The following is a 21,988-nucleotide window of genomic DNA, read 5'->3' on the forward strand; positions in this document are numbered from 1 at the left end:
GGCCCGGCTCAGGCCGGGTAGCCGGTGCCCCCGGCGCGGGAGCCGATGGGGGCGAGCTCGGTGACCGTCGGGTGGCCGGCGGCGAGCAGGGCCACGTCGGTGCCGGGCAGCGCCTCGGAGTGGTCCTCCGAGACGAACGTCCGCAACCCGCCCGGCCGCACCCCGTCGGGGCCGCGTTCCGGCGCCCGGTGCGCCACCCGCACCCGCACCGCGCCGGTCGCGCAGAGCGCGGCCTCCCGCAGCGGCGGCAGCCCGGCCGCCGGGACGTCGGGGACGTTCACCGTCCACGGCGTCCCGGCGGGACGGGACCGCAGCCGCTCCAGCAGCTCGGGCAGCAGTCCGGTCACCGTGGCCCAGTTCGGCTCGGCCGGCGTCGACAGGCCGCAGGCCAGCGACAGGGCGATGCCCGACCAGCCGTGCAGCGCCCCGGTGAGCACCGCCCCGACCGTGCCCGAGTGCAACACCTGGGCGCCGGTGTTCGCGCCGACGTTGATCCCGGACAGCACGACGTCCGGCTCGCGGGCGAACCAGCCCTGCCCGGCCGCGTGCACGATGTACGCCGGGTCGGCCGCGACCGCCCACGCCTCGATCCCGTCGAGCTCGCCGATGTCGTCGCGGGCGTGCACGGCGGTGTGGCCGTCGTCGGTGACGGACCGGACGGAGCCGCCCGCACCGCTCGCGTCCGCGGCGGGGGCGGCGACGACGACGTCGTACCCGGCGTCGCGCGCCCCCCTGGCCAGTGCGTACAGCCCGGGGGAGTCGATGCCGTCGTCGTTCGTGATCAGGGCGAGGGGCACCGGCCCAGCCTAGGCGCGTCCCGGCCGGGCGAGCGCGGTCACACCCACCGGGGCCCCGATCGACGGCCCCGTCCCGGTAGGCCACGATTGACCCCGCTACGGGATCGATACACCGACAGGGAGTGGGACAGCGCGTGACGACCTGGGAGTACAGCAGCATCACGCCGGGCGACCTGGCGATCGACACTCTCGGGCCCGCCCGCATCACCTCACCGCTCGCTCCCCTGCTCGACGCCCGCCGCACCACCGAGCACTACGTCGACGCCGGTGACCGCGTCCTGCTCGACGACACCGCCGCCGGGCTCAAGGCCCGCGGGGTCGACGTCGAGGAGCTGCCCGGCCTCGAACCGTGCGGCCCGCGCCGGCAGATCTACTTCGACCCGTCCAAGACGCGGGCGGGCATCGTCACCTGCGGTGGCCTGTGCCCCGGCCTCAACGACGTGATCGCCGGTCTGGTGCGCACGCTGACCTACCACTACGGCGTCCGGCGGGTCGTCGGGTTCCGCAACGGCTACCGCGGCTTCGTCTCCTCCTACGGGCACGACGTCGTCGAGCTGACGCCGGAGTCGGTGCGCGACATCCCGGTCGACGGCGGCACCTTCCTCGGCACCTCCCGCGGCCCGCAGGACCCCGAGGAGATCGTCGACTGCCTCGAGCAGATGCACCTCAACGTGCTGTTCGTGATCGGCGGCGACGGCACGATGCGCGGCGCGATGGAGATCGCCAGGGTGGTGGCCGAGCGGGGCCTGCGGATCGCCGTCGTCGGCATCCCGAAGACGATCGACAACGACATCCCCTTCATCGACCAGAGCTTCGGCTTCCAGACGGCGTTCTCCCAGGCCAGCGAGGCCATCCGGTCGGTGACGGTGGAGGCGAAGTCCACCCCCGGCGGGGTCGGCCTGGTCAAGCTGATGGGCCGGCACTCCGGCTTCATCGCCTGCTACGCGTCGCTGGTCCGGTCCGACGCCGACGCCGTGCTGATCCCGGAGGTCCCGTTCGAGCTCGACGGCGAGACCGGCCTGCTGCACCACCTGAGACGACGGGTGGAGCAGCGCGGGCACGCCGTCGTCGTCGTGGCGGAGGGGGCGGGGCAGGAGCTGCTGCCGCCGATCGGCCGCACCGACGCCTCCGGCAACGCCAAGCTCGCCGACGTCGGGCCGTGGCTGCGGGAGCAGATCAGCGACGCGTTCGCCGACGCCGGGATGGAGACGACCGTCCGCTACGTCGACCCCAGCTACCTGATCCGCAGCGTGCCGGCGAACCCGTACGACAGCGTCTACACGGTCCGGCTGTCGCAGGCCGCGGTGCACGCGGCGATGTCCGGCCGGACGTCGATGGTGGTGGGGCGAGTCCGGCGCCGGTTCGTGCACATCCCGATGGCCCTCGCCGTGAGCCGGCGCAACCAGGTCGACCCGCACGGCGACCTGTGGATGGCGGTGCTGGAGTCGACCGGGCAGCCGTGGCGGTTCGGGGAGGACTCCGGGGCGCCGACGCGGGCGCCGCACACCTGAGCCGCCCGGTCAGTTGAGGTGCGCGCGGTGCTTGCGTGCCTCGGTCCGGACCTCGTCGAGGACCTCGGCACCCGATCGCGACCCGCGCCCCGGGCCGTCCACCCAGGACTCCATGAGCCGGGCGGCCTCGTCCCACCGCGCCTGCGCGGCCAGGACGTCGCCGAGCTCGCGGATCAGCTCGGGGCCGCGGTGGCGCAGCCCGAGCCGCATCCGCAGCACCCACTCCAGGTCGGTGTGGCTCTTCTGCCGCGCGTAGACCGCGCGCAGGTTGTCGAGCATCCGGGCCAGGATCTGCCGGGTCGACACCCGCGGCAGCAGGTTCGCCCCGAACGGCGCCTCCGGCCCCGCGCCGGTCGTCGCGCGGAACAGCGCCTCGCACCCGGCGAGGTCCAGCCGGCGGCCGCGGTCGAACACGTCGAGGTAGCGGTCGCTGCCGGGCACCCGCACCAGGAAGTGCCCGGGCATCCCGACGCCCTCCAGCGGCACCCCGGCCCGGCGGCCCACCTCGATCGCGACCACCGACAGCGTGATCGGGATGCCGGTGCGGCGCTCCAGGACGTCGGGCAGGAACGAGTTGCGCGGGTCGCCGTACTCGGCGGTGTTGCCGGCGAAGCCCGCCTCGGTGAACAGCCGGTGCAGCAACGACTCCAGGCCGGTCACCCCGTCGGCGAGCTCGTCGAGGGTGGCCAGCGCGCGGGCGGTCGCACCGCCGTCCCCGCCGGCGCCCGCGGCGATCGCACAGGCGGCACGGTCGAGGTCGGGTTCCGGTCCGCTGACCATCCGCAGGAAACGGACGACCGGATCGGCGGCGGCGGTCACGGCGGGCCCGCCGTCACCCGTACGACGGTGCCGTGCACCCGGCCCGGGTCGTCCTCGGCGGTCCACACCTGCAGCACGTCGGTCAGCTCGGAGGCCATCCACATGCCGCGCCCGCGGCGCCCGGACGGCGACGGCGCGGCCAGTCCGGGGAACGGCAGGTGGAAGGCCGACGGGTCGGTCATCTCGGCGACCAGGCCCTCCGGTGTCCGCCACATCCGCAGCACCGGGCCGCCCGAGCCGTGCTCGATGCCGTTGCTGACGAGTTCGTTGACGGCCAGCACCAGGTCCTCGGCGCGCTCCGGGCCGAACCCGGTCAGCACCGCCTGGCGGTGGACGACGCGGCGCATCGTGGACAGGCGGTCCAGCCCGACGGGCAGCACGAGCAGCGGCACACCCAGGTCAGCGGGCGCCGCCTGCGGGTTCTCCGCGAGCAGCGTGCGGTGGTCGCGGCGGTACTCGCTGGGTACCGGGTCGCCGTCGACGAGGAACTCGTCGTGCAGCGCGCCGGCCTCCGCGCGGGCGCCTCGGTCGTCGGCGAAGCAGCACAGCATCTCGACGGGCAGGCCGTGCATCGCGTGGTCGAGCGCCAGGTCCAGCCGAGTCCAGTACGCCGGGTCGGTGCCGGGCAGGTCGAGCGGCTGCCCGACCGTGCACACCCCGGGGGCGCCCTCGACGATCGCGTCGCGCACGGCGCGGCTCCAGCGCCCGGCGACGGTGAAGGGCGGCGCGGAGTGCATCCGCTCCGGGCGGCAGTATCTGACCCCCGCGTCGCTGCCCAGCGACCGCTGCAGCTCGGACCGGCACCGCTGCTCCACGACGACCAGCGCGCGCCGGTTCTGGTCGAGGGCGTCGCCGACCGGGCCGGCCAGCACCTCGGCCTGGTGCTCGGGGTCCCGGTACGGGACGGCACGGTGCACCAGGCGACGGTCGGGCGCCGTCGTCGTCGGAGTGCTCATCGGCGGTCGGTCACGGTCGGGTCCATGTGGTGGGCGGCCTTCCACGTCGAGGCGGTGCCCGGATCTCCTGCGGGCGGCTCCTCCCGGACCGACCATAGTCAACACGGGGCGTTCCCGCGGGGCGGGGCGTGTGGGTTTCCCGACGTTCCCCCGACCCGCGTCGCCGCGTGCGGTAGGGAAGGACCATCGGCGACGCCGCCGGGACGGTGGGCGGTCGCCGGCGAGCGACGAGCCGAGCGAACGGAAGTGGTGGGAGATGCGCGTCTTCAACGGGGTCGACGAGCTGCGGGAGGCGAAGGGGAGCGAGATCGGCGCCTCGGACTGGGTCGAGGTCGGGCAGGAGCAGATCGACGGGTTCGCCGACGCGACCGGGGACCACCAGTGGATCCACGTGGACGCCGAGCGCGCGAAGGACGGCCCCTTCGGCACGACGATCGCCCACGGCTTCCTCACGCTGTCCCTGCTGCCGACGCTGGTGCAGGGGGTGTACCGGATCGAGGGCGTGAAGATGGGCGTCAACTACGGCCTCAACAAGGTGCGCTTCACCAGCCCGCTCCCGGTCGGCAGCCGGGTGCGCGGCCGCGTCGAGATCATCGACGTCACCGACATCTCCGGCGGGGTCCAGATCGCCTCGAAGGTGACCGTCGAGATCGAGAACTCCGAGAAGCCCGCCGTGGTCGCCGAGTGGCTGACCCGGCAGTACGTCTGAGAGGACCGGACAGATGCGTGATGCGGTGATCTGTGAGCCGTTGCGGACCCCGGTGGGTGGGTTCGGCGGCTCGTTGCGCGACGTGCCCGCCCACACCCTGGCCGCGACGGTGATCGCGGCGCTGGTGGAGCGGACCGGGCTGGACGGCGCGGTGGTGGACGACGTGGTGCTCGGGCACTGCTACCCGTCGATGGACGCCCCGGCGATCGGCCGGGTCGCGGCGCTGGACGCCGGGCTCCCGGTGACCGCGGGCGGCATCCAGGTGGACCGCCGGTGCGGGTCGGGTCTGCAGGCCGTGCTCTACGCGGCGATGCAGGTGCAGACCGGTGCGGCCGAGGTGGTGCTGGCCGGTGGGGCGGAGTCGATGTCGTCGGCGTCGTTCTACTCGACCGGGATGCGGTGGGGGGTCAAGGGCGGCCCCGGGGTCATGCTCAACGACTCGCTGGCCCGGGGCCGGGTCACCGCCGGTGGCGTGAACTTCCCGGTGCCGGGCGGGATGCTGGAGACCGCCGAGAACCTGCGCCGGGAGTACTCGATCGGCCGCTCCGAGCAGGACGAGTTCTCGGTGCGCTCGCACCACCGGGCCGCCGCGGCGCAGGCCGAGGGCCGGTTCGCCGACGAGCTGGTGCCGGTCACGGTCAAGGGCCGCAAGGGCGACACCGTGGTCGAGGCCGACGAGCACATCCGGCCCGACTCGTCGATGGAGACCCTGGCGAAGCTGCGCCCGATCCTGGGTCGTGACGACGACGCGGCCACGGTGACCGCCGGCAACGCCTCCGGGCAGAACGACGGCGCCTCGGCGTGCGTGGTGACCAGCCCGGAGAAGGCCGCCGAGCTGGGGCTGCGGCCGCTGGCCCGGCTGGTGTCCTGGGGCCTGGGCGGGGTCCCGCCGAAGACGATGGGCATCGGCCCGGTCCCGGCCACGGCCAAGGCGCTCGACGCGGCCGGTCTGACGCTGGCCGACATCGACCTGATCGAGCTGAACGAGGCGTTCGCGGCGCAGGTCCTGGCCTGCACCCGGGAGTGGAAGTTCACCGACGCCGACTTCGAGCGGACCAACGTCAACGGCTCGGGGATCTCGCTGGGCCACCCGGTCGGCGCGACCGGCGGCCGGATCCTGGCCACCCTGACCCGCGAGATGCAGCGCCGCGACGCCCGCTACGGGCTCGAGACGATGTGCATCGGCGGCGGGCAGGGCCTCGCGGCGGTGTTCGAGCGGGCCTGACGGCTCGTGAGTGGTTATCGCGGCTGGAGCCGCGATAACCACTCACGAGCGCGAAGCGCCTCAGTGCCCTTCGGTCTTGGCCCGCTCGTAGGACGCCTTGATCTCGCGCTCGGCGTCGGCGCGGCCGACCCAGGCGGCGCCCTCGACGCTCTTGCCCGGCTCCAGCGTCTTGTAGATCTCGAAGAAGTGCTGGATCTCCGCCCGGTCGAACTCGGCCAGGTGGTGGATGTCGCGCAGGTGCTCCTGGCGCGGGTCGTCGCTGGGGACGCAGAGGACCTTGTCGTCGCCGCCCTTCTCGTCCTTCATGCGGAACATCCCGATCGCGCGGGACCGGATGATGCAGCCCGGGAAGGTGGGCTCCTGCACCAGGACGAGCGCGTCCAGCGGGTCCCCGTCCTCGCCGAGGGTGTCCTCGATGAACCCGTAGTCGGCGGGGTACTGGGTGGCGGTGAAGAGGGTCCGGTCCAGCCGGATACGGCCGGTCTCGTGATCGACCTCGTACTTGTTCCGGCCGCCCTTGGGGATTTCGATGGTGACGTCGAAGTCCACGGTTCGTTGCTCCTTGAAGAGGGTCACGTACCACCGGGCCCGGGGCGGGCCGGGTGGCCCGCCCGCTCCGGCGGCGTCGGTGCTTCCCCCTAGTGTGAGGGAACCGGACCGCGTGGGTGCAGGCCGGTGACCCTCTGCGGGTGCGGTGTGGCGGTCGTCGCACCACCACCCGGACAGGTCGGCCGGTCCGCGGACCGGACAGCGAGCAGGAGGCGGAGTGGGACGCAGGCATCGGCGGACGGACCGCAACACGCGGCGGTTCGCGGTCGTCGCCGTCGCGGTCATGGCCCTGGCCTCGCTGTTCGGCGCCGTCGCGCTCGCCGGGCCGGACGCGCGGGAGCGGATCGGGTTCGGCCAGGCGGCCGCCGCCTACCCGCCGGTCCCGATGCCCGCGCTGCGGCCGCTCACCCCCACGGCGCCGGTCCCGACCGCCGCCGGGATCACCCAGGTGCTGTCCGAGCAGCTGAGCTCGCCGGCGCTGGGCGAGGTCACCGGTGTGGTGATGGACTCGTCGTCCCCGCGCGGTGTCGCACCGCTGTGGGAACGCGACGGGGGCCGGGCCATGGTCCCGGGTTCGACGACCAAGCTGCTCACCGCGGCCGCCGCGCTGCTCACCATGAACCCCACCGACCGGCTCGCCACCCGGGTCGTCCCGGGCCCCAGCGAGGACTCGGTCGTGCTCGTCGGGGGCGGTGACCCGTCGCTGACCGCGCTGCCCGCCGGGCAGGACGGGCTCTACCCCGAGCCGGCCCGGATCGACGACCTGGCCGCCGAGGTGAAGAACGCGCACCCCACCCCGGTGCGCACGGTGTACGTCGACACCGGGCTGTGGAAGGGCCCCGCGCAGTCGCCGGGCTGGGGCGCGAGCGACGTCGCCGACGGCTACGTCGCGCCCATGTCCCCGCTGATGCTCGACGGCGGCCGCACCGCCCCCACCGAGCAGGACGGCCCGCGCTCGACCGATCCCGCGCAGGCCGCGGGCCAGGCACTGGCCGACGCGCTCGGTGCCACCGACGTGCAGGACGGCACCGCCGCGGCGAACGCCCCGGTGCTGGGCAGCGTCTCCTCGCCGCCGATCGCGAGCCTCGTCGAGTACATGCTCACCGCGTCGGACAACGTCTCCGCCGAGGCGCTCGCCCGGCAGGTCGCCGTCGCCCGCGACGCCGACGCCTCCTTCGACGGCGGTTCCCGCGCCGTCACCGAGTCGCTGGTCCAGGCCGGGTACGACGTCGGCGGCCTGCAGCTCGCCGACGGCAGCGGGCTGTCCCGGGACAACCGGATCCCGGCGCGGCTCCTCGGCGCGGTGCTGGCGTCCGCGGCGGCCCAGTCGGACAGCCCGAACGACGTCCAGTTCCTGCGGCCGATCCTCACCGGGCTCCCGGTCGCCGGTGGCGGGGGCACGCTCACCGAGCGCTTCGGCGACGGCCCGTCGGTGGCCGGGCGAGGTGTCGTGCGCGCCAAGACCGGCACGCTGAGCGGGGCGTCCAGCCTGGCCGGGGTGGTCACCGATGTCGACGGCAGGCTGCTCGTGTTCGCGCTGCTCTCCAACGGCACCTCGCCCGCCGACGCGCGCCCCGCGCTGGACCGGGTGGCGGCCACCCTGAGCCGTTGCGGCTGCCGCGGCTGACGCCCGACCGCGGGTAGCGTGGCCGGCATGCAGCCCGACGTGACCGACCCGGCACCGGCGACCGCGCGGCAGGCCGATCGCGGCCTGCCGGTGAACTGGTCCCTGGCGGCGGCGACGGCGGCCCGGCTGATGCCCGCCGGCCCCCGCACGACGCCGGAGGCGGCCCGCGAGCTGGTCGGACGGCTGCGGGAGGACTCGGCCCGCGCCGAGGGTCACGTCCGCGAGGTGACCGGGCTCGGGGCCGGGCTCCCGCTGCTGCCCGCCGACGTCCTGGACCGCCCGGCGTGGGCCCGCGCCGCGGTCGCCGGGATGGACGCGCTGACCTCCGGGGCGGAGCTGCCGGCGTCGCCGTGGCCGCTCCGGTCGGTCACCGCGGCGGGGTCCGGTGCGCAGCTCGGCGCGCTGCTCGCGTACATGGGTGCGCGGGTGCTCGGCCAGTACGACCCGTTCGGCGGGCCGGACGGCGCGGGCCGGCTGATCGTGGTGGCGCCCAACGTGCACGCCGTGACCCGGTCGCTCGACGTCGACGGTGCCCAGTTCGGGCTCTGGGTCTGCCTGCACGAGGCCACCCACCGGCTGCAGTTCACCGCGGTGCCGTGGCTGCGCGACCACTTCGCGGGGCTGGTCACCGCGCTGCTGTCGCTGCAGGAGCCGGACACCGCGAAGCTCGCCCGGCTGCCCGAGGCGATCCGCTCGCTGCGCGGTGAGGGCGGGACCGACGTGCTCGCACTGGTGGAGCTGCTGCAGGGGCCCGAGCAGCGGGCGGTGCTCGACCGGCTGCTCGCGCTGTCCACCCTGCTGGAGGGGCACGCCGACCACGTGATGGACGCCGTCGGGCCGGAGGTCGTGCCGGACGTCGCCGTCATCCGCGCCCGGTTCACCGAGCGCCGCCGTGGCGGCGGGATCGTCGACCGGCTGCTGCGGGCGTTGCTGGGCGTCGACGCGAAGATGAAGCAGTACGCCGTCGGCGCCGCGTTCTGCCGCGAGGTCGAGCGGGAGGTCGGCATGGCCGGTCTCAACCGGGTCTGGGAGTCCCCGGACACGCTGCCGACCCGCGCCGAGCTGTCCGACGCCGGGGCCTGGCTGCGCCGCGTGGCATGACCGCCCGGCGGCGGGTGCGGGCCGCGGTGCGTGACGCGCTGGCGGAGCTGCCCGGCCCGGTGCGCGGGGCCCCGCCGCTCGTCGGCTGCTCCGGTGGCGCCGACTCGACCGCGCTCGTGCTCGCCGTGCGGGAGGTGGTCGAGGGGCCGGTGCGCGCGGCCGTCGTCGACCACGGTCTGCAGGACGGCTCGGCGGAGCGGTCGGCCGAGCTGGCGGTCCGGCTGCGTGCGGCCGGGATCGAGGCCGCCGTGCACCCGGTGCAGGTCACCGGTCCCGGCGGTACCGAGGCGGCGGCCCGGCGGGCCCGCCGGGCGGCGCTGCTCGCGGCGCGGCCGCACCCGTCGTCGGCGGTGCTGCTCGGCCACACCCTCGACGACCAGGCCGAGACCGTCCTGCTCGGGCTCGGCCGGGGTTCCGGTGCGCGCTCGCTCGCCGGGATGCGGGCCTGGAGCGCGCCCTGGCTGCGCCCGCTGCTGGGACTGCGCCGGGCCGACACCGCCGACGCCTGCGCGGAGGCCGGCGTACCGGTCTGGGCCGACCCGCACAACGCCGATCCCCGCTTCACCCGCGCCCGGGTGCGGCACGAGGTGCTCCCGCTGCTCGAGGAGGTGCTCGGCGGCGGCGTCACCGAGGCGCTGGCGCGGACCGCGGACCAGCTCCGCGACGACGACACCGCCCTCGACGAGCAGGCCGCCCGGCTCCGGGAGGCCGCCGGAGAGCCGGGGTGTGCCGTCCCGGGTACGGACCGTGACGGCGACGCCGTCGGGGATGTCCCCGTCCCGCGTGATTCCGGCGACAGCGACCCCGGAGCCGGAGTGCCGCAACGGCTCCCGGAACCGGCCCGCGACGCCTCCGCCGGCACCGCCGCCCCGGCCCTCGACGCGACGGTGCTCGCGACGGCACCGGCGGCCGTCCGGCGCCGCGTACTGCGGGAATGGCTCGCCGCGCACGGCGTCCGGGCACTCACCGACGCCCAGCTGCGCGCCGCCGACGATCTCGTCGGGCGGTGGCGCGGGCAGGGCGGGCCGACGCTCGGTGGTGGCTTGGAGCTGACCCGCACGCGTGGCAGGCTCGTGCTGCGCTGCCGACGGTGGGGGCGTGACCGGGCGTGACGATCGCCCGGTGCCGGACGACCGGGCCGCCACCGCGGCCCGCGCGAGGGGGTCGGGTGTACGACGGGGACATCTCGTCGGTGCTGGTCACCGAGGAGCAGGTGCGGGAGAAGACCGAGGAGCTGGCCCGCAAGGTCGCCGAGGACTACGCCGACGTCGTGCAGGACGGCCGGAACGGCGACCTGCTGCTGATCGGGGTGCTGAAGGGCGCGGTCATGTTCATGACCGACTTCGCCCGCGCGCTGCCGGTGCCCACCCAGCTGGAGTTCATGGCGGTCAGCTCCTACGGCTCGTCGACGTCGTCGTCGGGCGTGGTGCGGATCCTGAAGGACCTCGACCGCGACATCGCCGGCCGGCACGTGCTGATCGTCGAGGACATCATCGACTCCGGTCTCACCCTGAACTGGCTGCTGAACAACCTGAACTCCCGCGGCCCGGCGTCGCTCGACGTCATCACGCTGCTCCGGAAGCCCGACGCGGTGAAGGTCGACGTCCCGGTCCGCTACGTCGGTTTCGACATCCCGAACGAGTTCGTCGTCGGCTACGGCCTCGACTACGCCGAGCGGTACCGCGACCTGCCCTACATCGGGACGCTGGACCCGAAGGTCTACGCCTGACCGACCCGGTCAGCCGGCGGCGATGCCGGGGCCCGCGGGCGTCGCGAGCGACCGCGGGTCGACGCCGGGCGGGGTCGCCGTGAAGCCCGGTCCCGACGCCGGTGCGAGCCCGGGCGGGCCGTCGGTGCGCGCGGCGTAGTCCAGCGCCCGGCCCAGGTCGGTGTACTCGATGCTGGGGCGGTCCGCCGTCGACGACAGGCTGGACAGCACCCCGACGGCCCGGCCCCCGGCGTCGAGCAGCGGGCTGCCGGACTCGCCGGCCACGCCCGGCTCCATGGTGTACACCGCGTGTCCCCAGCCGCCGCCGACGTCGCCCGCCACGACGCCGCCACGGGCCGCCACGGCGCGGGCGCCCGTGGCGTCGGGTGGGTTGGCCAGGCCGAACACCGGGGTGCCCGCCGGCAGCGGCTCGGTGCGGACGCCGGTGGGGCCGCCGAAGAACGGCACCGCCGCCCCGACCGCGGGCGCGGCGTCCGCGGGCAGTTCGACCAGCGCGAGGTCGTTGTAGGCGCAGGTGTCCGGGTCGGTCTCGCCGCGCGCCTGCATGGTGTTCCAGGAGCTCCAGGCGAGCGTGCCGGTGACGGTCCGGTCGGTGCCGCGCACGGTCACCGGGGTGCCCAGCGGGACGGCGGCCGAGGTGCAGCCGTCGGTCTCGGTCTCGTCGCCGGTGCCGCCGCAGTGCGCGGCCTGCGCCAGGAAGGTGCGGTCGCCCGCGGTGAGGACGAGGCCCGCGGTGCACAGTCCCGCACCGACGGTCTCCGTGACGACGCCCGGCCCGATCGACGACGGCCCCGCGGCGACGGCCGGGGACGGGATCACGGCGGGGGCCTCGGCCCGCGCGGTGGTCGTCACCGCCGGGACGGCGGGCGCCTCCGTGCGCGTGCCGGCCGGGGCGGTGAACAGCGTCAGCGCGGCGGAGGCGGCCAGCCCGACGGCCAGTGCGGACACCGTCCGACGAGGCCCGAGCCCCGCGCGCAGCGCCATCCGATCGCCCCTCCCGACGTGCACGCCCGATCACCCACCGTGCGTGCCCCACAGTTCTCCCACACCGGCCCGCGGGAGTGTGCGGCGGGACACCCCGACGGGGGAACCGGCCAGGTCGCCCACACGTTGATCCGGCGGACGGTCGCGTGCGACCGTCCGGGCCCGGTCCGCCCGGCGCGCTCGCTCCTGCGTGCGGCTATCCTGGCGGGTCAGGGCCGTCCGGCGGGGCGGTGTTCCGTCCGCCGCCGCTGCCGCGAACCACTCTCGGGAAGGTGAAGGCCACCCCGGCCGACGTTGCATGGACCGCAAGCGCCTGCTCCGCAACCCGCTGATCTGGATCCTCCTCGCGCTCCTGATCTATCTCGGGTTCAGCCAGCTGTTCGACGACACCCGCGGGTACTCCGAGGTGACGACGTCGGTCGCGCTGACCCAGATCCAGGACGGCAACGTCCGTGACGCGCTCGTCGAGGACCGGGAGCAGCAGCTCCGGCTGACCCTGGACCGCCCGATCGAGGTCGACGGCAACGAGACGACCCAGGTCCTCGCGCAGTACCCGGCCCAGCTCTCCGGGCAGATCTTCGACCAGGTGCGCCAGGTCCCGGGGATCGCCGAGTACGACACCCTCGTCCGGCAGGACTCGTTCCTGTCCACGCTGCTCATCACGATGATCCCGCTGGCGCTGGTGCTGATCGTCCTGTTCTGGTTCCTGAACAACGCCCAGGGCGGCGGGAACCGGGTGATGAGCTTCGGCAAGTCCAAGGCCAAGCAGCTGAACAAGGACATGCCGAAGAACACGTTCTCGGACGTGGCGGGGGCCGACGAGGCCGTCGAAGAGCTGTACGAGATCAAGGACTTCCTGCAGAACCCGGGCCGCTACCAGGCGCTGGGCGCGAAGATCCCCAAGGGCGTGCTGCTGTACGGCCCGCCCGGCACCGGCAAGACACTGCTGGCGCGCGCGGTCGCCGGCGAGGCGGGCGTGCCGTTCTACACGATCTCCGGCTCCGACTTCGTCGAGATGTTCGTCGGTGTCGGTGCCTCCCGGGTGCGTGACCTGTTCGAGCAGGCCAAGCAGAACGCGCCCTGCATCATCTTCGTCGACGAGATCGACGCGGTCGGCCGCCAGCGCGGCGCGGGCCTCGGCGGCGGTCACGACGAGCGCGAGCAGACGCTGAACCAGCTCCTGGTCGAGATGGACGGGTTCGACGCCCGCGGCGGGATCATCCTGATCGCGGCCACCAACCGTCCGGACATCCTGGACCCGGCGCTGCTGCGCCCGGGCCGGTTCGACCGCCAGATCCCGGTCGCCGCGCCCGACCTCGCCGGCCGTCGCGCCATCCTCTCCGTGCACTCCAAGGGCAAGCCGTTCGCCCAGGACGTCGACTTCGAGAGCCTCGCGAAGCGCACCGTCGGCATGTCCGGTGCCGACCTCGCGAACGTGATCAACGAGGCGGCACTGCTCACCGCCCGGGAGAACGACTCGCAGATCACCGGCGCGGCGCTGGAGGAGTCGGTCGACCGCGTCGTCGGCGGCCCGAAGCGCAAGTCGAAGATCGTCTCCGAGCGCGAGAAGAAGATCACCGCCTACCACGAGGGCGGGCACGCGCTGGCGGCGTGGGCGATGCCGGACCTCGAGCCGGTCTACAAGCTCACGATCCTGCCGCGCGGGCGCACCGGCGGGCACGCACTCGTCGTCCCGGAGGACGACAAGGGCCTCATGACGCGCGCCGAGATGATCGCCCGCCTCGTGTTCGCGATGGGCGGCCGTTCGGCCGAGGAGCTGGTGTTCCACGAGCCGACGACGGGTGCGTCGTCGGACATCGACCAGGCCACCAAGATCGCCCGCGCGATGGTCACCGAGTACGGCATGAGCGCGAAGCTGGGCGCGGTGCGCTACGGACGCGAGCAGGGCGACCCGTTCCTCGGACGCTCGATGGGCAACCAGGCGGACTACTCGCTGGAGGTCGCCCACGAGATCGACGAGGAGGTGCGCAAGCTCATCGAGGCGGCGCACACCGAGGCGTGGCAGATCCTCAACACCTACCGCGACGTCCTCGACGACCTGGTGCTCGAGCTCCTCGAGAAGGAGACGCTGAACCGCCGGGACCTCGAGCGGATCTTCGGGTCGGTGGAGAAGCGGCCGCGGATCACCGCGTTCAACGACTTCGGTGACCGGACGCCGTCGGAGAAGCCGCCGATCAAGACCCCGCGCGAGCTCGCGCACGAGCGTGGCGAGCCCTGGCCCGAGCCGGAGCGGACCCCGACCCCGGTCGGGTCCGGTGCCGCGAACGGCCACGGCGAGGCCCCCGGCCTGCCCGGTGCGTCGCCGTTCCCCGCGGGCGGGTCCGCCCCTGCCCGTCCGGACGCCCCGAACGACGGCGGCTACGGTCCCGACCCCGTCCCGGCACCCGCACCCGCCGGGAACGGCAACGGCGTCCACGGCGCCACTCCGAACGGCAACGGCCGTCCGGCCGGCGCCGACGGCAGGCAGCAGCCCGGACGCGGCAGCGGCTACGCGCCGCCCCCGCCCGCGGTGGCGCCGAACTACGGCGCGCCGCCGGACTGGCGGCCCGCGACCACACCGCACGGGCAGAGCTGGCCGCCGGCCAACTGGGGTGGGCAGCAGGGCCAGGCTCCGCAGCAGCCGTCGCCACAGAACCAGCAGCAGGACCCGCAGCAGCAGGACCCGCGGCAGCAGGGCCCTCAGCAGCAGGGCCCCCAGCAGGGCGGCGACCCGCAGCAGGGCCCGGTCCGGAACGGGCCGTGGACCGGTTCGTCGGGCACGACCGACGGCCCCCGGACCGGCGACCGTCGGGGCGACGACCCGGAGGCAGGACACTGAGCACGTCGACCACGGACGACTGGCCCGAACCGGTCAGGTCCGCCGCGGTCGCGGCCGGGGCCACCCAGGCCGTGCCCGCCGAGATCGATCTCGACCGCGCCGAGCGGGCGGTCCGCGAGCTCCTGATCGCGGTCGGGGAGAACCCCGACCGCGAGGGTCTCAAGGAGACGCCCGCCCGGGTGGCGCGCGCCTACGGCGAGATCTTCGCCGGGCTGTTCGTCGACCCGGACTCGGTGCTGGAGAAGACGTTCGACGAGGGGCACGGCGAGCTCGTCCTGGTCAAGGACATCCCGATGTTCTCGACCTGCGAGCACCACCTCGTGCCCTTCCACGGCGTCGCGCACGTCGGCTACATCCCGGCGGTCGACGGCCAGGTCACCGGCCTGTCCAAGATCGCCAGGGTGGTCGACCTGTACGCGAAGCGCCCGCAGGTGCAGGAGCGACTCACCGCGCAGGTCGCGGACGCCCTGGTGCGCAAGCTGAACCCGCGTGCGGTGATCGTCGTGATGGAGGCCGAGCACCTGTGCATGGCCATGCGCGGCATCCGCAAGCCGGGTTCGCGCACCACGACCTCGGCGGTCCGCGGACTGTTCAAGAGCTCCGCCTCCTCCCGCGCGGAGGCGCTGTCGCTGATCAGGGGGGCGTGACGTGGTCGCCCCGGACGGTGGTCTGCCGGAGCTCGGTCGCTGCGCGGTGATGGGGATCCTCAACGTCACCCCCGACTCGTTCTCCGACGGCGGGCGCTACCTGGACCGTTCGCACGCGATCGCGCACGGTGTGGCGATGCGCGACGCGGGCGCCGATCTCGTCGACGTCGGCGGCGAGTCGACCCGGCCCGGTGCCGAGCGGGTCGACGCCGTCACCGAGCGGGACCGCGTGGTGCCGGTCGTCCGCGAGCTGACCGGGGCCGGTGTCCGGGTCAGCGTCGACACCACCCGGTCCGAGGTGGCCGCCGCCTGTGTCGACGCCGGCGCGGTGATGGTCAACGACGTCTCCGGCGGGCTCGCCGACCCGCGGATGGCCGCGGTCGTCGCCGAGACCCGGGTGCCGTGGGTGCTCATGCACTGGCGCGGGCACAGCGCCGGGATGCAGCAGCTCGCCGGGTACGAGGACGTGATCGGCGAGGTCCGGGCCGAGCTCGTCGCCCGGGTGGACCACGCCGTGATGGCCGGGGTGGATCCGGACCGGATCCTGCTGGACCCGGGCCTGGGCTTCGCGAAGACGGCCGCCCACAACTGGGCGCTGCTGCGCCGGATCGACGTGCTGATCGATCTCGGGTTCCCGGTCCTGGTGGGGGCCTCGCGCAAGAGGTTCCTCGGGGACCTGCTCGCCACCGGCGACGGGACACCCCGCCCGCCCGCGGGCCGGGACACCGCCACCGCCGCGATCAGCGCGCTCGCCGCGAACGCCGGCGCCTGGGGCGTCCGGGTGCACGACGTCGAGTCCACGATGGACGCCGTCGCGGTCGCCGCGGCGTGCCGGCTCGGTGCGTCGCGGGCCCGTACCTCCCGCGAGGGGGAGAGGTGAGCGGCGACCGGATCGAGCTGCGCGGGCTGCGGGTCCGCGGCCACCACGGGGTGTTCGGGCACGAGCGGCGCGACGGCCAGGAGTTCGTCTGCGATCTCGTCGTGCACGCCGACCTCGCTGCCGCCGCCGCGTCCGACGACCTGGCCGACACCCTGGACTACGGCGCGCTGGCCCAGCGGGCGGCGGCGATCGTCGGCGGCCCGCCGCGCGACCTGATCGAGTCCGTGGCCGGCGCGGTCGCCGACGACGTGCTCGCGTCCGACGAGCGGATCCGTGCGGTCGAGGTGACCCTGCACAAGCCGTCCGCGCCGATCCCGCTGGCGTTCGACGACGTCGCTGTCGTCGTGCACCGGGGCCGGTCGTGACCCGCGCGGTGCTCTCCCTCGGTTCCAACATGGGGGACCGGATCGGGCACCTACGCGCGGTCGTCGCCGATCTCGGACCCGCACTCGTCGTGGTCTCGCCGGTGTTCGAGACGGCACCGTGGGGCGTCACCGACCAGCCCGACTTCCTCAACGCCGTCGTCGTCGCCGACGACCCGGCGCTGGACGCGTGGGGCTGGCTGCGCCGCGGCCAGGCCCTGGAGGACGCGTCGGGCCGGGTCCGGGAGCAGCGGTGGGGCCCGCGGACGCTCGACGTCGACGTCCTCCAGGTCCGCGACGGGGACGAGCCGGTGATCTCCGACGACCCGGAGCTGCTGCTGCCGCACCCCGGCACCCCCGAGCGCGCGACGGTGCTGCTGCCCTGGCTGCTCGCCGAGCCCGACGCGGTCCTGCAGGGGCACGGGCCGGTCGCGGACCTGCTCACCCGGCTCGGCCCGGACGCGCGCTCCGGCATCCACCGGCGCGACGACCTGCCGCTGCTGCCGGCCGGGGCGGCGCCGTGAGCGCGCCGGGCCCCGGCGACCGTCGGCCCGGCTCGGGGGAGGACCCCCGGCCGACGGTCCGGCCCACCCGCTACCGGGACCTCGCCGCGATCACGGTGGTCGCGGCCCTGCTCGGCAACATTCTCGTCCAGCTGACGTATCCGCTGCTGCCGGGCGTACCGGTCGCCGCGGGCCTCTCCATCGGGGTGCTCGCGGCCGCCGAGCTCGCCGGAGCGTTCGTGCTGCGCCGCCGGATCCAGCGGCGCGGCGACGCGCTCCCGGTCCCGCCGCTGGTCGCCGCCCGGGCCGTGCTCGTGGCGAAGGCCTCGTCGGTCGGCGGAGCGGTGATCGCCGGCCTGTGGATCGGGATGCTCGCGCACACGCTGCGGCGTGCCGACGTCGTCGTCGCCGCGTTCGCCGACAGCGTCTCCGCCGGGATCGGTCTGGTCTGCGCGCTGCTGCTGGTCGGCGCCGCGCTCTGGCTGGAGTACTGCTGCCGAGCCCCGGACGATCCCGACGACTCCGACAGCGGGGTCCGCTCGACCTGATCCGCACCCGGCCGGGTGTGGTCCGTGCCTCCCGCGGCGCGCACGGACGGTGGAGCGGCCCGGAGTTCTCTACGCTGCCGGGCCATGGCCTCCCCCACGGCGCCGTCCGGCCGCCACCCGTACGCCCCGGTGCCGGCACCGTCGGCGAAGCGGCGCGGGGTGCTGCTCCCGGTCGTCGGGCTCGTCGTCCTCGCGCTGCTGACCGTGATCACGATCGGGGTCCTGCAGCGCGCGATCGGGACCGGCGGCGTCGTCATCGGGACGCTCGCCGCGCTGCTGCCCGTCGTACCGGTGGTCGCCGCCTTCCTGTGGGTGGACCGGTGGGAGCCGGAACCGCCGCGGATGCTGATGGGCGCGTTCCTCTGGGGCGCCGGGTTCGCCGCCCTGATGTCGCTGCTGATCAACACGAGTGCGTCGACGGTGCTCGACGCCGCCGCCGGGCGCGGCGCCGGGGACCTGTTCGGTCCGGTCGTCGTCGCGCCGGTGATCGAGGAGTTCGCCAAGGGCCTGTTCGTCGTCGGGCTGCTGGCGTTCCGGCGGCGTGAGTTCGACGGGATCGTCGACGGCATCGTCTACGCCGGGATCGTCGCCGCCGGGTTCGCCTTCTCGGAGAACATCCTCTACCTCGGCCGGGCGGTCTCCGACCCGGAGACGGCCGGGGTGCTCGCGACGCTGTTCGTCCGCGGGATCGCCTCGCCGTTCGCGCACCCGCTGTTCACCTGCATGATCGGGATCGCGGCGGGGTTCGCGGTCGCCAGCCGCAGTGTCGGCGTCCGGGTGCTGGCGATGATCGCCGGCTACGTCGCCGCAGTGGTGCTGCACGCGCTGTGGAACGGCGCGTCGGTGCTGGCCGCGTCGCCGGGGGCGTTCTACGAGGTCTACATCTTCGTGATGGTCCCGATCTTCGCCGGGATGATCACGCTCGTCGTGTTCGCCCGCCGCCGCGAGGCGCGGATCGTCGCCGCCCAGCTGCCCGGGTTCGCGGCGGCGGGGTGGATCGCGCCGAGCGAGGTCCCGCTGCTGGCCCGGATGTCGCGGCGCCGCGGCTGGCGGGCGCTGGTCCAGCGGCGGTCCGGGAAGGCCGCCGCGAAGGCCGTCGCGGAGTACCAGGCGGCCGTCACCGAGCTGGCGTTCATGCGGAACCGGATCGCCCGCGGCGCCGTCCGGGAGAGCGCCGGGGCGCTGCACGACGAGAAGCTGGCCGCCGTCCTGCGGACCCGGGCGATCGCCGTCGGGGTGCCGGAGGCGCTGGTCGCGGCCTGGGCCAGGCAGCGTCCGTCGGGCTGGCAGCCACCACCCCCGGCCGCGCCGGACGGCAGCTTCTCCGGGGCGTTCCGGATCCCCACCTTCCCGGAGGGGCAGGTCCCCGGGACGACGCCCGGATCGGCCGGCCCCGCCGTGCCCGGGCTGCGCGGCGGGCCCCCGGGCCCGGCGCCCGGGAGCCCGGGTGGCCCGGCGCCGGCGCCGCCGGGCGGTGGCGCGAGCCGCGGTCCCGCAGGTCCCGGTGGACGGTCGGAACCCGCAGGTCCGAGTGGGCGACGGGAATCCGCAGGTCCGGGTGGGCGGCCGGAGTTCACGGGGGCCGGTGGTGGTTCCCCGGGGCCGGGCGGGCCACCGCCGGGCGCCGCACCGTGGCCCGGGGCTCCCGCTCCCGCCGAGGGGCCGCCGCGTCCGGGAACGTCCGGTGCCGCGGAGGGCGTGCCGCGCCAGGGCCCACCGACTCCGGCCGGGGGAGCCGTGCGCCAGGGCTCGCCGGCTCCGGCTGGTGGAGCTGCGGGCCAGGGTCCGCCGGCTCCGGCCGAGGGGGCGACCCGCCCGGTCGGACGTCCGGAGGACCCGGCCGCCGACCCGGCCCGCGGCCGGCACCACGACAATCCCGGGAACCCGGGCCCGACCCGCCCGATGCGCCGTCCCGGCGACCCCGCCGAACCCCAGGACCCGGCGCCCCGCGGCCGGCACGAACAGGACTGACCCGGCGCCCCACAGCGACCGCATGGGGCGCGACGGGTCCTGGGCCGACCGTCCGTCGCGGGCAGCGGGCAGCGGGCAGCGGGCAGCGGGCAGCGGGCAGCGGGCAGCTGATCCCCGGTCCCGCCGGCCGAATGGCACGCCATGCACCCCCGTGGCCCGCCCGTACGTGCATGACGTGCCACTGGGCTCCGGATCGGCTTGGCCGCAGAGTCCCGGATCGGCCGAACCGCCGGGCCCCGGACCGGCGGGCCGCCGGACCGGGTGAGGCCTGTCATACGAGGGTCCCCGGGGCCGGGTGCGCGTCTACCCTCGCGTCCGGCGCACGACCGACGGAGGTCGTGTGCGACCGCGGATTGCCCGACCGGTACCCAGGTGGACCGGAGCGGGAGGAAACGGAACTGACTGTGATCGATGCCGGCCGCCCCGCGCGGCTCGCCGTCGGCGTGGTCTCCGCCGGACGAGTCGGTTCGGCGCTGGGAGCCGCGCTCGAGCGGGCGGGCCACCACGTCGTGGCCGCCTCCGGGGTCTCGAAGGCCTCGGTGCGGCGGGCCGCGGAACTGCTCCCGGATACCCCGCTGCTGCCCCCGGACGAGGTCTGCACGCAGGCCGACCTGGTGCTGCTCGCCGTCCCCGACGACGTCCTGCCCGGCCTGGTGCGCGGACTCGCCGCCGCCGGGTGCTTCCGGCCCGGCCAGATCGTCGTCCACACCGCGGGCTCGCAGGGCACGGCCGTGCTGGAACCGGCCGCCGCCCGGGGGGTCCTGCCGCTGGCGCTGCACCCGGCGATGACCTTCACCGGCCGCCCCGAGGACGTCGAGCGCCTCGCGTCGTGCTGCATCGGCGTCACCGCCCCCGGTGAGGCGGGCGAGGACGACCCCGGCGCCGACCCCCGCGACGCCGTCGGCTGGAGCGTCGCCGAGGCGCTCGTCCTGGAGATGTCGGCCGAGCCGGTGCGCGTCCCGGAGGCGATGCGCCCGCTCTACCACGCTGCGCTCGCCCACGGCGCCAATCACCTGATGACCCTGGTCGGTGACTGCATCGAGCTGCTGGAGACCGCGGGCATCCGGCCGGCCGACCGGCTCGTCGCCCCGCTGCTCTCCGCGGCGCTGGACAACGCGCTGCGGCACGGCGACCGGGCCCTGACGGGGCCGGTGGCGCGCGGCGACGCCGGCACGCTCCGCACCCACCTGGACCGCATCACCGCCGCGGACCCCGGCCTGGCGGCCGCCTACCGCGCCCTGGCGGGGCGGACCGCCCGTCGCGCCGCGGCCGCCGGCCTGCTGGACCAGGCCGGACTGGACGACGTCGAGAAGACACTGGAGGACACGTGAGCGGCAGCTCGACCTCGCCCGGCTCCACCCGGAACGGCTACGCGGCCGGCCGGCTGACCGTGCACTCCGACCCGGCGAAGCTGGCGCCCGTCACCCGGGCCCTGCGCGGTGCCGGGCGGAAGATCGTCCTGATCCCGACCATGGGCGCCCTGCACGAGGGGCACCGGGAGCTGATCCGGCACGCCCGTCGCCTGCCGGGCACCGTCGTCCCGGTCGTGTCGATCTTCGTGAACCCGCTGCAGTTCGGTGCGGGCGAGGACCTCGACCGCTACCCGCGCCCGCTGGAGGCCGATCTCGAGGTCTGCCGGGAGGAGGGCGTCGAGCTCGTGTTCACCCCGCAGGTCGAGCACATGTACCCGCCGGGCTCGGACACCCGCATCGCCGCCGGGGCGCTCGGCGACGACCTGGAGGGCGGGAGCCGGAAGGGGCACTTCGACGGCGTGCTCACCGTCGTCGCCAAGCTGTTCCACATCGTCGGCCCGGACCTGGCGATGTTCGGGGAGAAGGACTACCAGCAGCTGACCCTGGTCCGCCGGATGGTGCGCGACCTGGACTTCCCGCTGCAGATCGTCGGCGTCCCCACCGTCCGCGAGGACGACGGCACGGCGCTCTCCTCCCGCAACGCCTACCTCGACCCGGAGCAGCGCCGGGCGGCCGCCGTGCTGTCCCGGGCGCTCGCCGCCGGTGCGGGGGTCTCGGCCCGCGGGAAGGACGCCGTCCTGGCCGCCGCCCGGGCCGAGCTCGACTCCGAGCCGGGCGTCGAGCTCGACTACCTGGAGCTGCGCGGCACCGACCTCGGCCCCGCCCCCGACGACGGTGAGGGACGACTGCTCGTCGCCGCCCGGGTCGGAGCCACCCGCCTGATCGACAACGTCCCCGTCGCGTTCTGAGTCACGAGGA

At 75.2% G+C, this 21,988-nt stretch carries 21 protein-coding genes; 16 read left to right on the top strand and 5 right to left on the bottom strand.

Translation table 11 applies throughout. The features are described from left to right. Positions 1-8 precede the first annotated feature (8 nt). On the bottom strand, positions 9-797 hold the full coding sequence (gene surE / locus PP1_RS18320) for a 5'/3'-nucleotidase SurE (RefSeq protein ID WP_075298255.1): 789 nt from the start codon (positions 795-797) through the stop codon (positions 9-11). 134 nt (positions 798-931) lie between these two features. Between surE and PP1_RS18325 the strand changes: the two genes are divergently transcribed. Further along, complete coding sequence (locus tag PP1_RS18325) at positions 932-2,308, top strand: ATP-dependent 6-phosphofructokinase (RefSeq protein WP_010242610.1); 1,377 nt, start codon at positions 932-934, stop codon at positions 2,306-2,308. Between the two features lie 9 nt (positions 2,309-2,317). Here the strand turns inward: PP1_RS18325 and PP1_RS18330 are convergent, their stop codons facing one another. Both PP1_RS18330 and PP1_RS18335 read right to left on the bottom strand, forming a co-directional pair. Then, positions 2,318-3,127: a SirB1 family protein gene (locus PP1_RS18330; protein ID WP_010242612.1), complete on the bottom strand. Its 810-nt coding sequence runs from the start codon at positions 3,125-3,127 to the stop codon at positions 2,318-2,320. Further along, positions 3,124-4,083 carry an ATP-binding protein gene (locus PP1_RS18335; RefSeq protein ID WP_010242614.1) on the bottom strand — a complete coding sequence of 320 codons (960 nt, stop codon included), beginning with the start codon at positions 4,081-4,083 and terminating at the stop codon, positions 3,124-3,126. Before PP1_RS18335 ends, PP1_RS18330 begins: the two co-directional genes overlap by 4 nt. A gap of 256 nt (positions 4,084-4,339) precedes the next feature. Between PP1_RS18335 and PP1_RS18340 the strand changes: the two genes are divergently transcribed. Both PP1_RS18340 and PP1_RS18345 read left to right on the top strand, forming a co-directional pair. Then, positions 4,340-4,792, top strand: a complete 453-nt coding sequence (locus tag PP1_RS18340) for a MaoC family dehydratase (RefSeq protein ID WP_010242615.1) — start codon at positions 4,340-4,342, stop codon at positions 4,790-4,792. Positions 4,793-4,805: 13 nt separating this feature from the next. Then, a complete protein-coding gene (locus tag PP1_RS18345; RefSeq protein ID WP_010242617.1) occupies positions 4,806-6,017 on the top strand; it encodes an acetyl-CoA C-acetyltransferase in 1,212 nt (403 codons plus the stop codon). Positions 6,018-6,077: 60 nt separating this feature from the next. On the opposite strand, the gene PP1_RS18350 is transcribed toward PP1_RS18345, so the two are convergent. Continuing rightward, positions 6,078-6,566 carry an inorganic diphosphatase gene (locus PP1_RS18350; RefSeq protein WP_010242619.1) on the bottom strand — a complete coding sequence of 163 codons (489 nt, stop codon included), beginning with the start codon at positions 6,564-6,566 and terminating at the stop codon, positions 6,078-6,080. 217 nt (positions 6,567-6,783) lie between these two features. On the opposite strand from PP1_RS18350, the gene dacB reads away from it, so the two are divergent. Genes dacB through hpt form a run of 4 tightly spaced genes read left to right on the top strand, consistent with a single transcriptional unit; the run spans position 6,784 to position 11,023 of the window. After that, entirely contained in the window at positions 6,784-8,193 is a 1,410-nt protein-coding gene (gene dacB, locus PP1_RS18355) for a D-alanyl-D-alanine carboxypeptidase/D-alanyl-D-alanine endopeptidase (protein ID WP_060574591.1), read from the top strand. Between the two features lie 27 nt (positions 8,194-8,220). After that, positions 8,221-9,294 (top strand): zinc-dependent metalloprotease, encoded by a 1,074-nt coding sequence (locus PP1_RS18360; protein WP_060576405.1) that lies wholly within the window; start codon positions 8,221-8,223, stop codon positions 9,292-9,294. Then, a complete protein-coding gene (tilS, locus tag PP1_RS18365; protein WP_075314814.1) occupies positions 9,291-10,406 on the top strand; it encodes a tRNA lysidine(34) synthetase TilS in 1,116 nt (371 codons plus the stop codon). Before PP1_RS18360 ends, tilS begins: the two co-directional genes overlap by 4 nt. Before the next feature lie 56 nt (positions 10,407-10,462). Beyond that, positions 10,463-11,023, top strand: a complete 561-nt coding sequence (gene hpt, locus PP1_RS18370) for a hypoxanthine phosphoribosyltransferase (protein ID WP_010225792.1) — start codon at positions 10,463-10,465, stop codon at positions 11,021-11,023. A gap of 9 nt (positions 11,024-11,032) precedes the next feature. On the opposite strand, the gene PP1_RS18375 is transcribed toward hpt, so the two are convergent. Beyond that, on the bottom strand, positions 11,033-12,007 hold the full coding sequence (locus PP1_RS18375) for a serine protease (protein WP_139323988.1): 975 nt from the start codon (positions 12,005-12,007) through the stop codon (positions 11,033-11,035). A 298-nt stretch (positions 12,008-12,305) separates the two neighbouring features. On the opposite strand from PP1_RS18375, the gene ftsH reads away from it, so the two are divergent. The 9 genes from ftsH to panC all read left to right on the top strand — a co-directional run bounded on the left by ftsH (position 12,306) and on the right by panC (position 21,978). Further along, complete coding sequence (gene ftsH / locus PP1_RS18380; protein ID WP_010231328.1) at positions 12,306-14,846, top strand: ATP-dependent zinc metalloprotease FtsH; 2,541 nt, start codon at positions 12,306-12,308, stop codon at positions 14,844-14,846. Between the two features lie 71 nt (positions 14,847-14,917). Next, the gene (folE, locus tag PP1_RS18385; RefSeq protein WP_029239597.1) at positions 14,918-15,493 is read left to right on the top strand and encodes a GTP cyclohydrolase I FolE; all 576 of its coding nucleotides are present in this window, start codon (positions 14,918-14,920) and stop codon (positions 15,491-15,493) included. A 49-nt stretch (positions 15,494-15,542) separates the two neighbouring features. Next, positions 15,543-16,373 (top strand): dihydropteroate synthase, encoded by an 831-nt coding sequence (gene folP / locus PP1_RS18390; RefSeq protein ID WP_050802375.1) that lies wholly within the window; start codon positions 15,543-15,545, stop codon positions 16,371-16,373. Then, positions 16,370-16,738, top strand: coding sequence for a dihydroneopterin aldolase (folB, locus tag PP1_RS18395; protein ID WP_010231321.1), 369 nt, complete (start codon positions 16,370-16,372; stop codon positions 16,736-16,738). The genes folP and folB overlap by 4 nt, the downstream gene beginning before the upstream one ends. Next, a complete protein-coding gene (folK, locus tag PP1_RS18400) occupies positions 16,735-17,259 on the top strand; it encodes a 2-amino-4-hydroxy-6-hydroxymethyldihydropteridine diphosphokinase (protein ID WP_075314812.1) in 525 nt (174 codons plus the stop codon). The genes folB and folK overlap by 4 nt, the downstream gene beginning before the upstream one ends. Beyond that, positions 17,256-17,786: a DUF3180 domain-containing protein gene (locus PP1_RS18405; RefSeq protein ID WP_029239594.1), complete on the top strand. Its 531-nt coding sequence runs from the start codon at positions 17,256-17,258 to the stop codon at positions 17,784-17,786. The genes folK and PP1_RS18405 overlap by 4 nt, the downstream gene beginning before the upstream one ends. An 84-nt stretch (positions 17,787-17,870) precedes the next feature. Next, a complete protein-coding gene (locus tag PP1_RS18410; RefSeq protein ID WP_075314810.1) occupies positions 17,871-19,757 on the top strand; it encodes a PrsW family intramembrane metalloprotease in 1,887 nt (628 codons plus the stop codon). Between the two features lie 407 nt (positions 19,758-20,164). After that, a complete protein-coding gene (locus tag PP1_RS18415; protein ID WP_075315269.1) occupies positions 20,165-21,088 on the top strand; it encodes a Rossmann-like and DUF2520 domain-containing protein in 924 nt (307 codons plus the stop codon). Continuing rightward, positions 21,085-21,978, top strand: coding sequence for a pantoate--beta-alanine ligase (gene panC / locus PP1_RS18420; protein WP_010225666.1), 894 nt, complete (start codon positions 21,085-21,087; stop codon positions 21,976-21,978). Before PP1_RS18415 ends, panC begins: the two co-directional genes overlap by 4 nt. Positions 21,979-21,988 lie beyond the last annotated feature (10 nt).

It is taken from the genome of Pseudonocardia sp. P1, assembly GCF_000178675.2.
Taxonomy (GTDB): Bacteria; Actinomycetota; Actinomycetes; order Mycobacteriales; family Pseudonocardiaceae; genus Pseudonocardia.

What these genes read in the sequence shown, in the direction of transcription:
- PP1_RS18340 (WP_010242615.1), top strand. Translation starts at nt 4,340, where the DNA reads ATGCGCGTCTTCAACGGGGTCGACGAGCTGCGGGAGGCGAAGGGGAGC.
- PP1_RS18375 (WP_139323988.1), bottom strand. Translation starts at nt 12,007, where the DNA reads ATGGCGCTGCGCGCGGGGCTCGGGCCTCGTCGGACGGTGTCCGCACTG.
- tilS (WP_075314814.1), top strand. Translation starts at nt 9,291, where the DNA reads ATGACCGCCCGGCGGCGGGTGCGGGCCGCGGTGCGTGACGCGCTGGCG.
- PP1_RS18410 (WP_075314810.1), top strand. Translation starts at nt 17,871, where the DNA reads ATGGCCTCCCCCACGGCGCCGTCCGGCCGCCACCCGTACGCCCCGGTG.
- PP1_RS18360 (WP_060576405.1), top strand. Translation starts at nt 8,221, where the DNA reads ATGCAGCCCGACGTGACCGACCCGGCACCGGCGACCGCGCGGCAGGCC.
- PP1_RS18335 (WP_010242614.1), bottom strand. Translation starts at nt 4,083, where the DNA reads ATGAGCACTCCGACGACGACGGCGCCCGACCGTCGCCTGGTGCACCGT.
- PP1_RS18345 (WP_010242617.1), top strand. Translation starts at nt 4,806, where the DNA reads ATGCGTGATGCGGTGATCTGTGAGCCGTTGCGGACCCCGGTGGGTGGG.
- folP (WP_050802375.1), top strand. Translation starts at nt 15,543, where the DNA reads ATGGGGATCCTCAACGTCACCCCCGACTCGTTCTCCGACGGCGGGCGC.
- ftsH (WP_010231328.1), top strand. Translation starts at nt 12,306, where the DNA reads ATGGACCGCAAGCGCCTGCTCCGCAACCCGCTGATCTGGATCCTCCTC.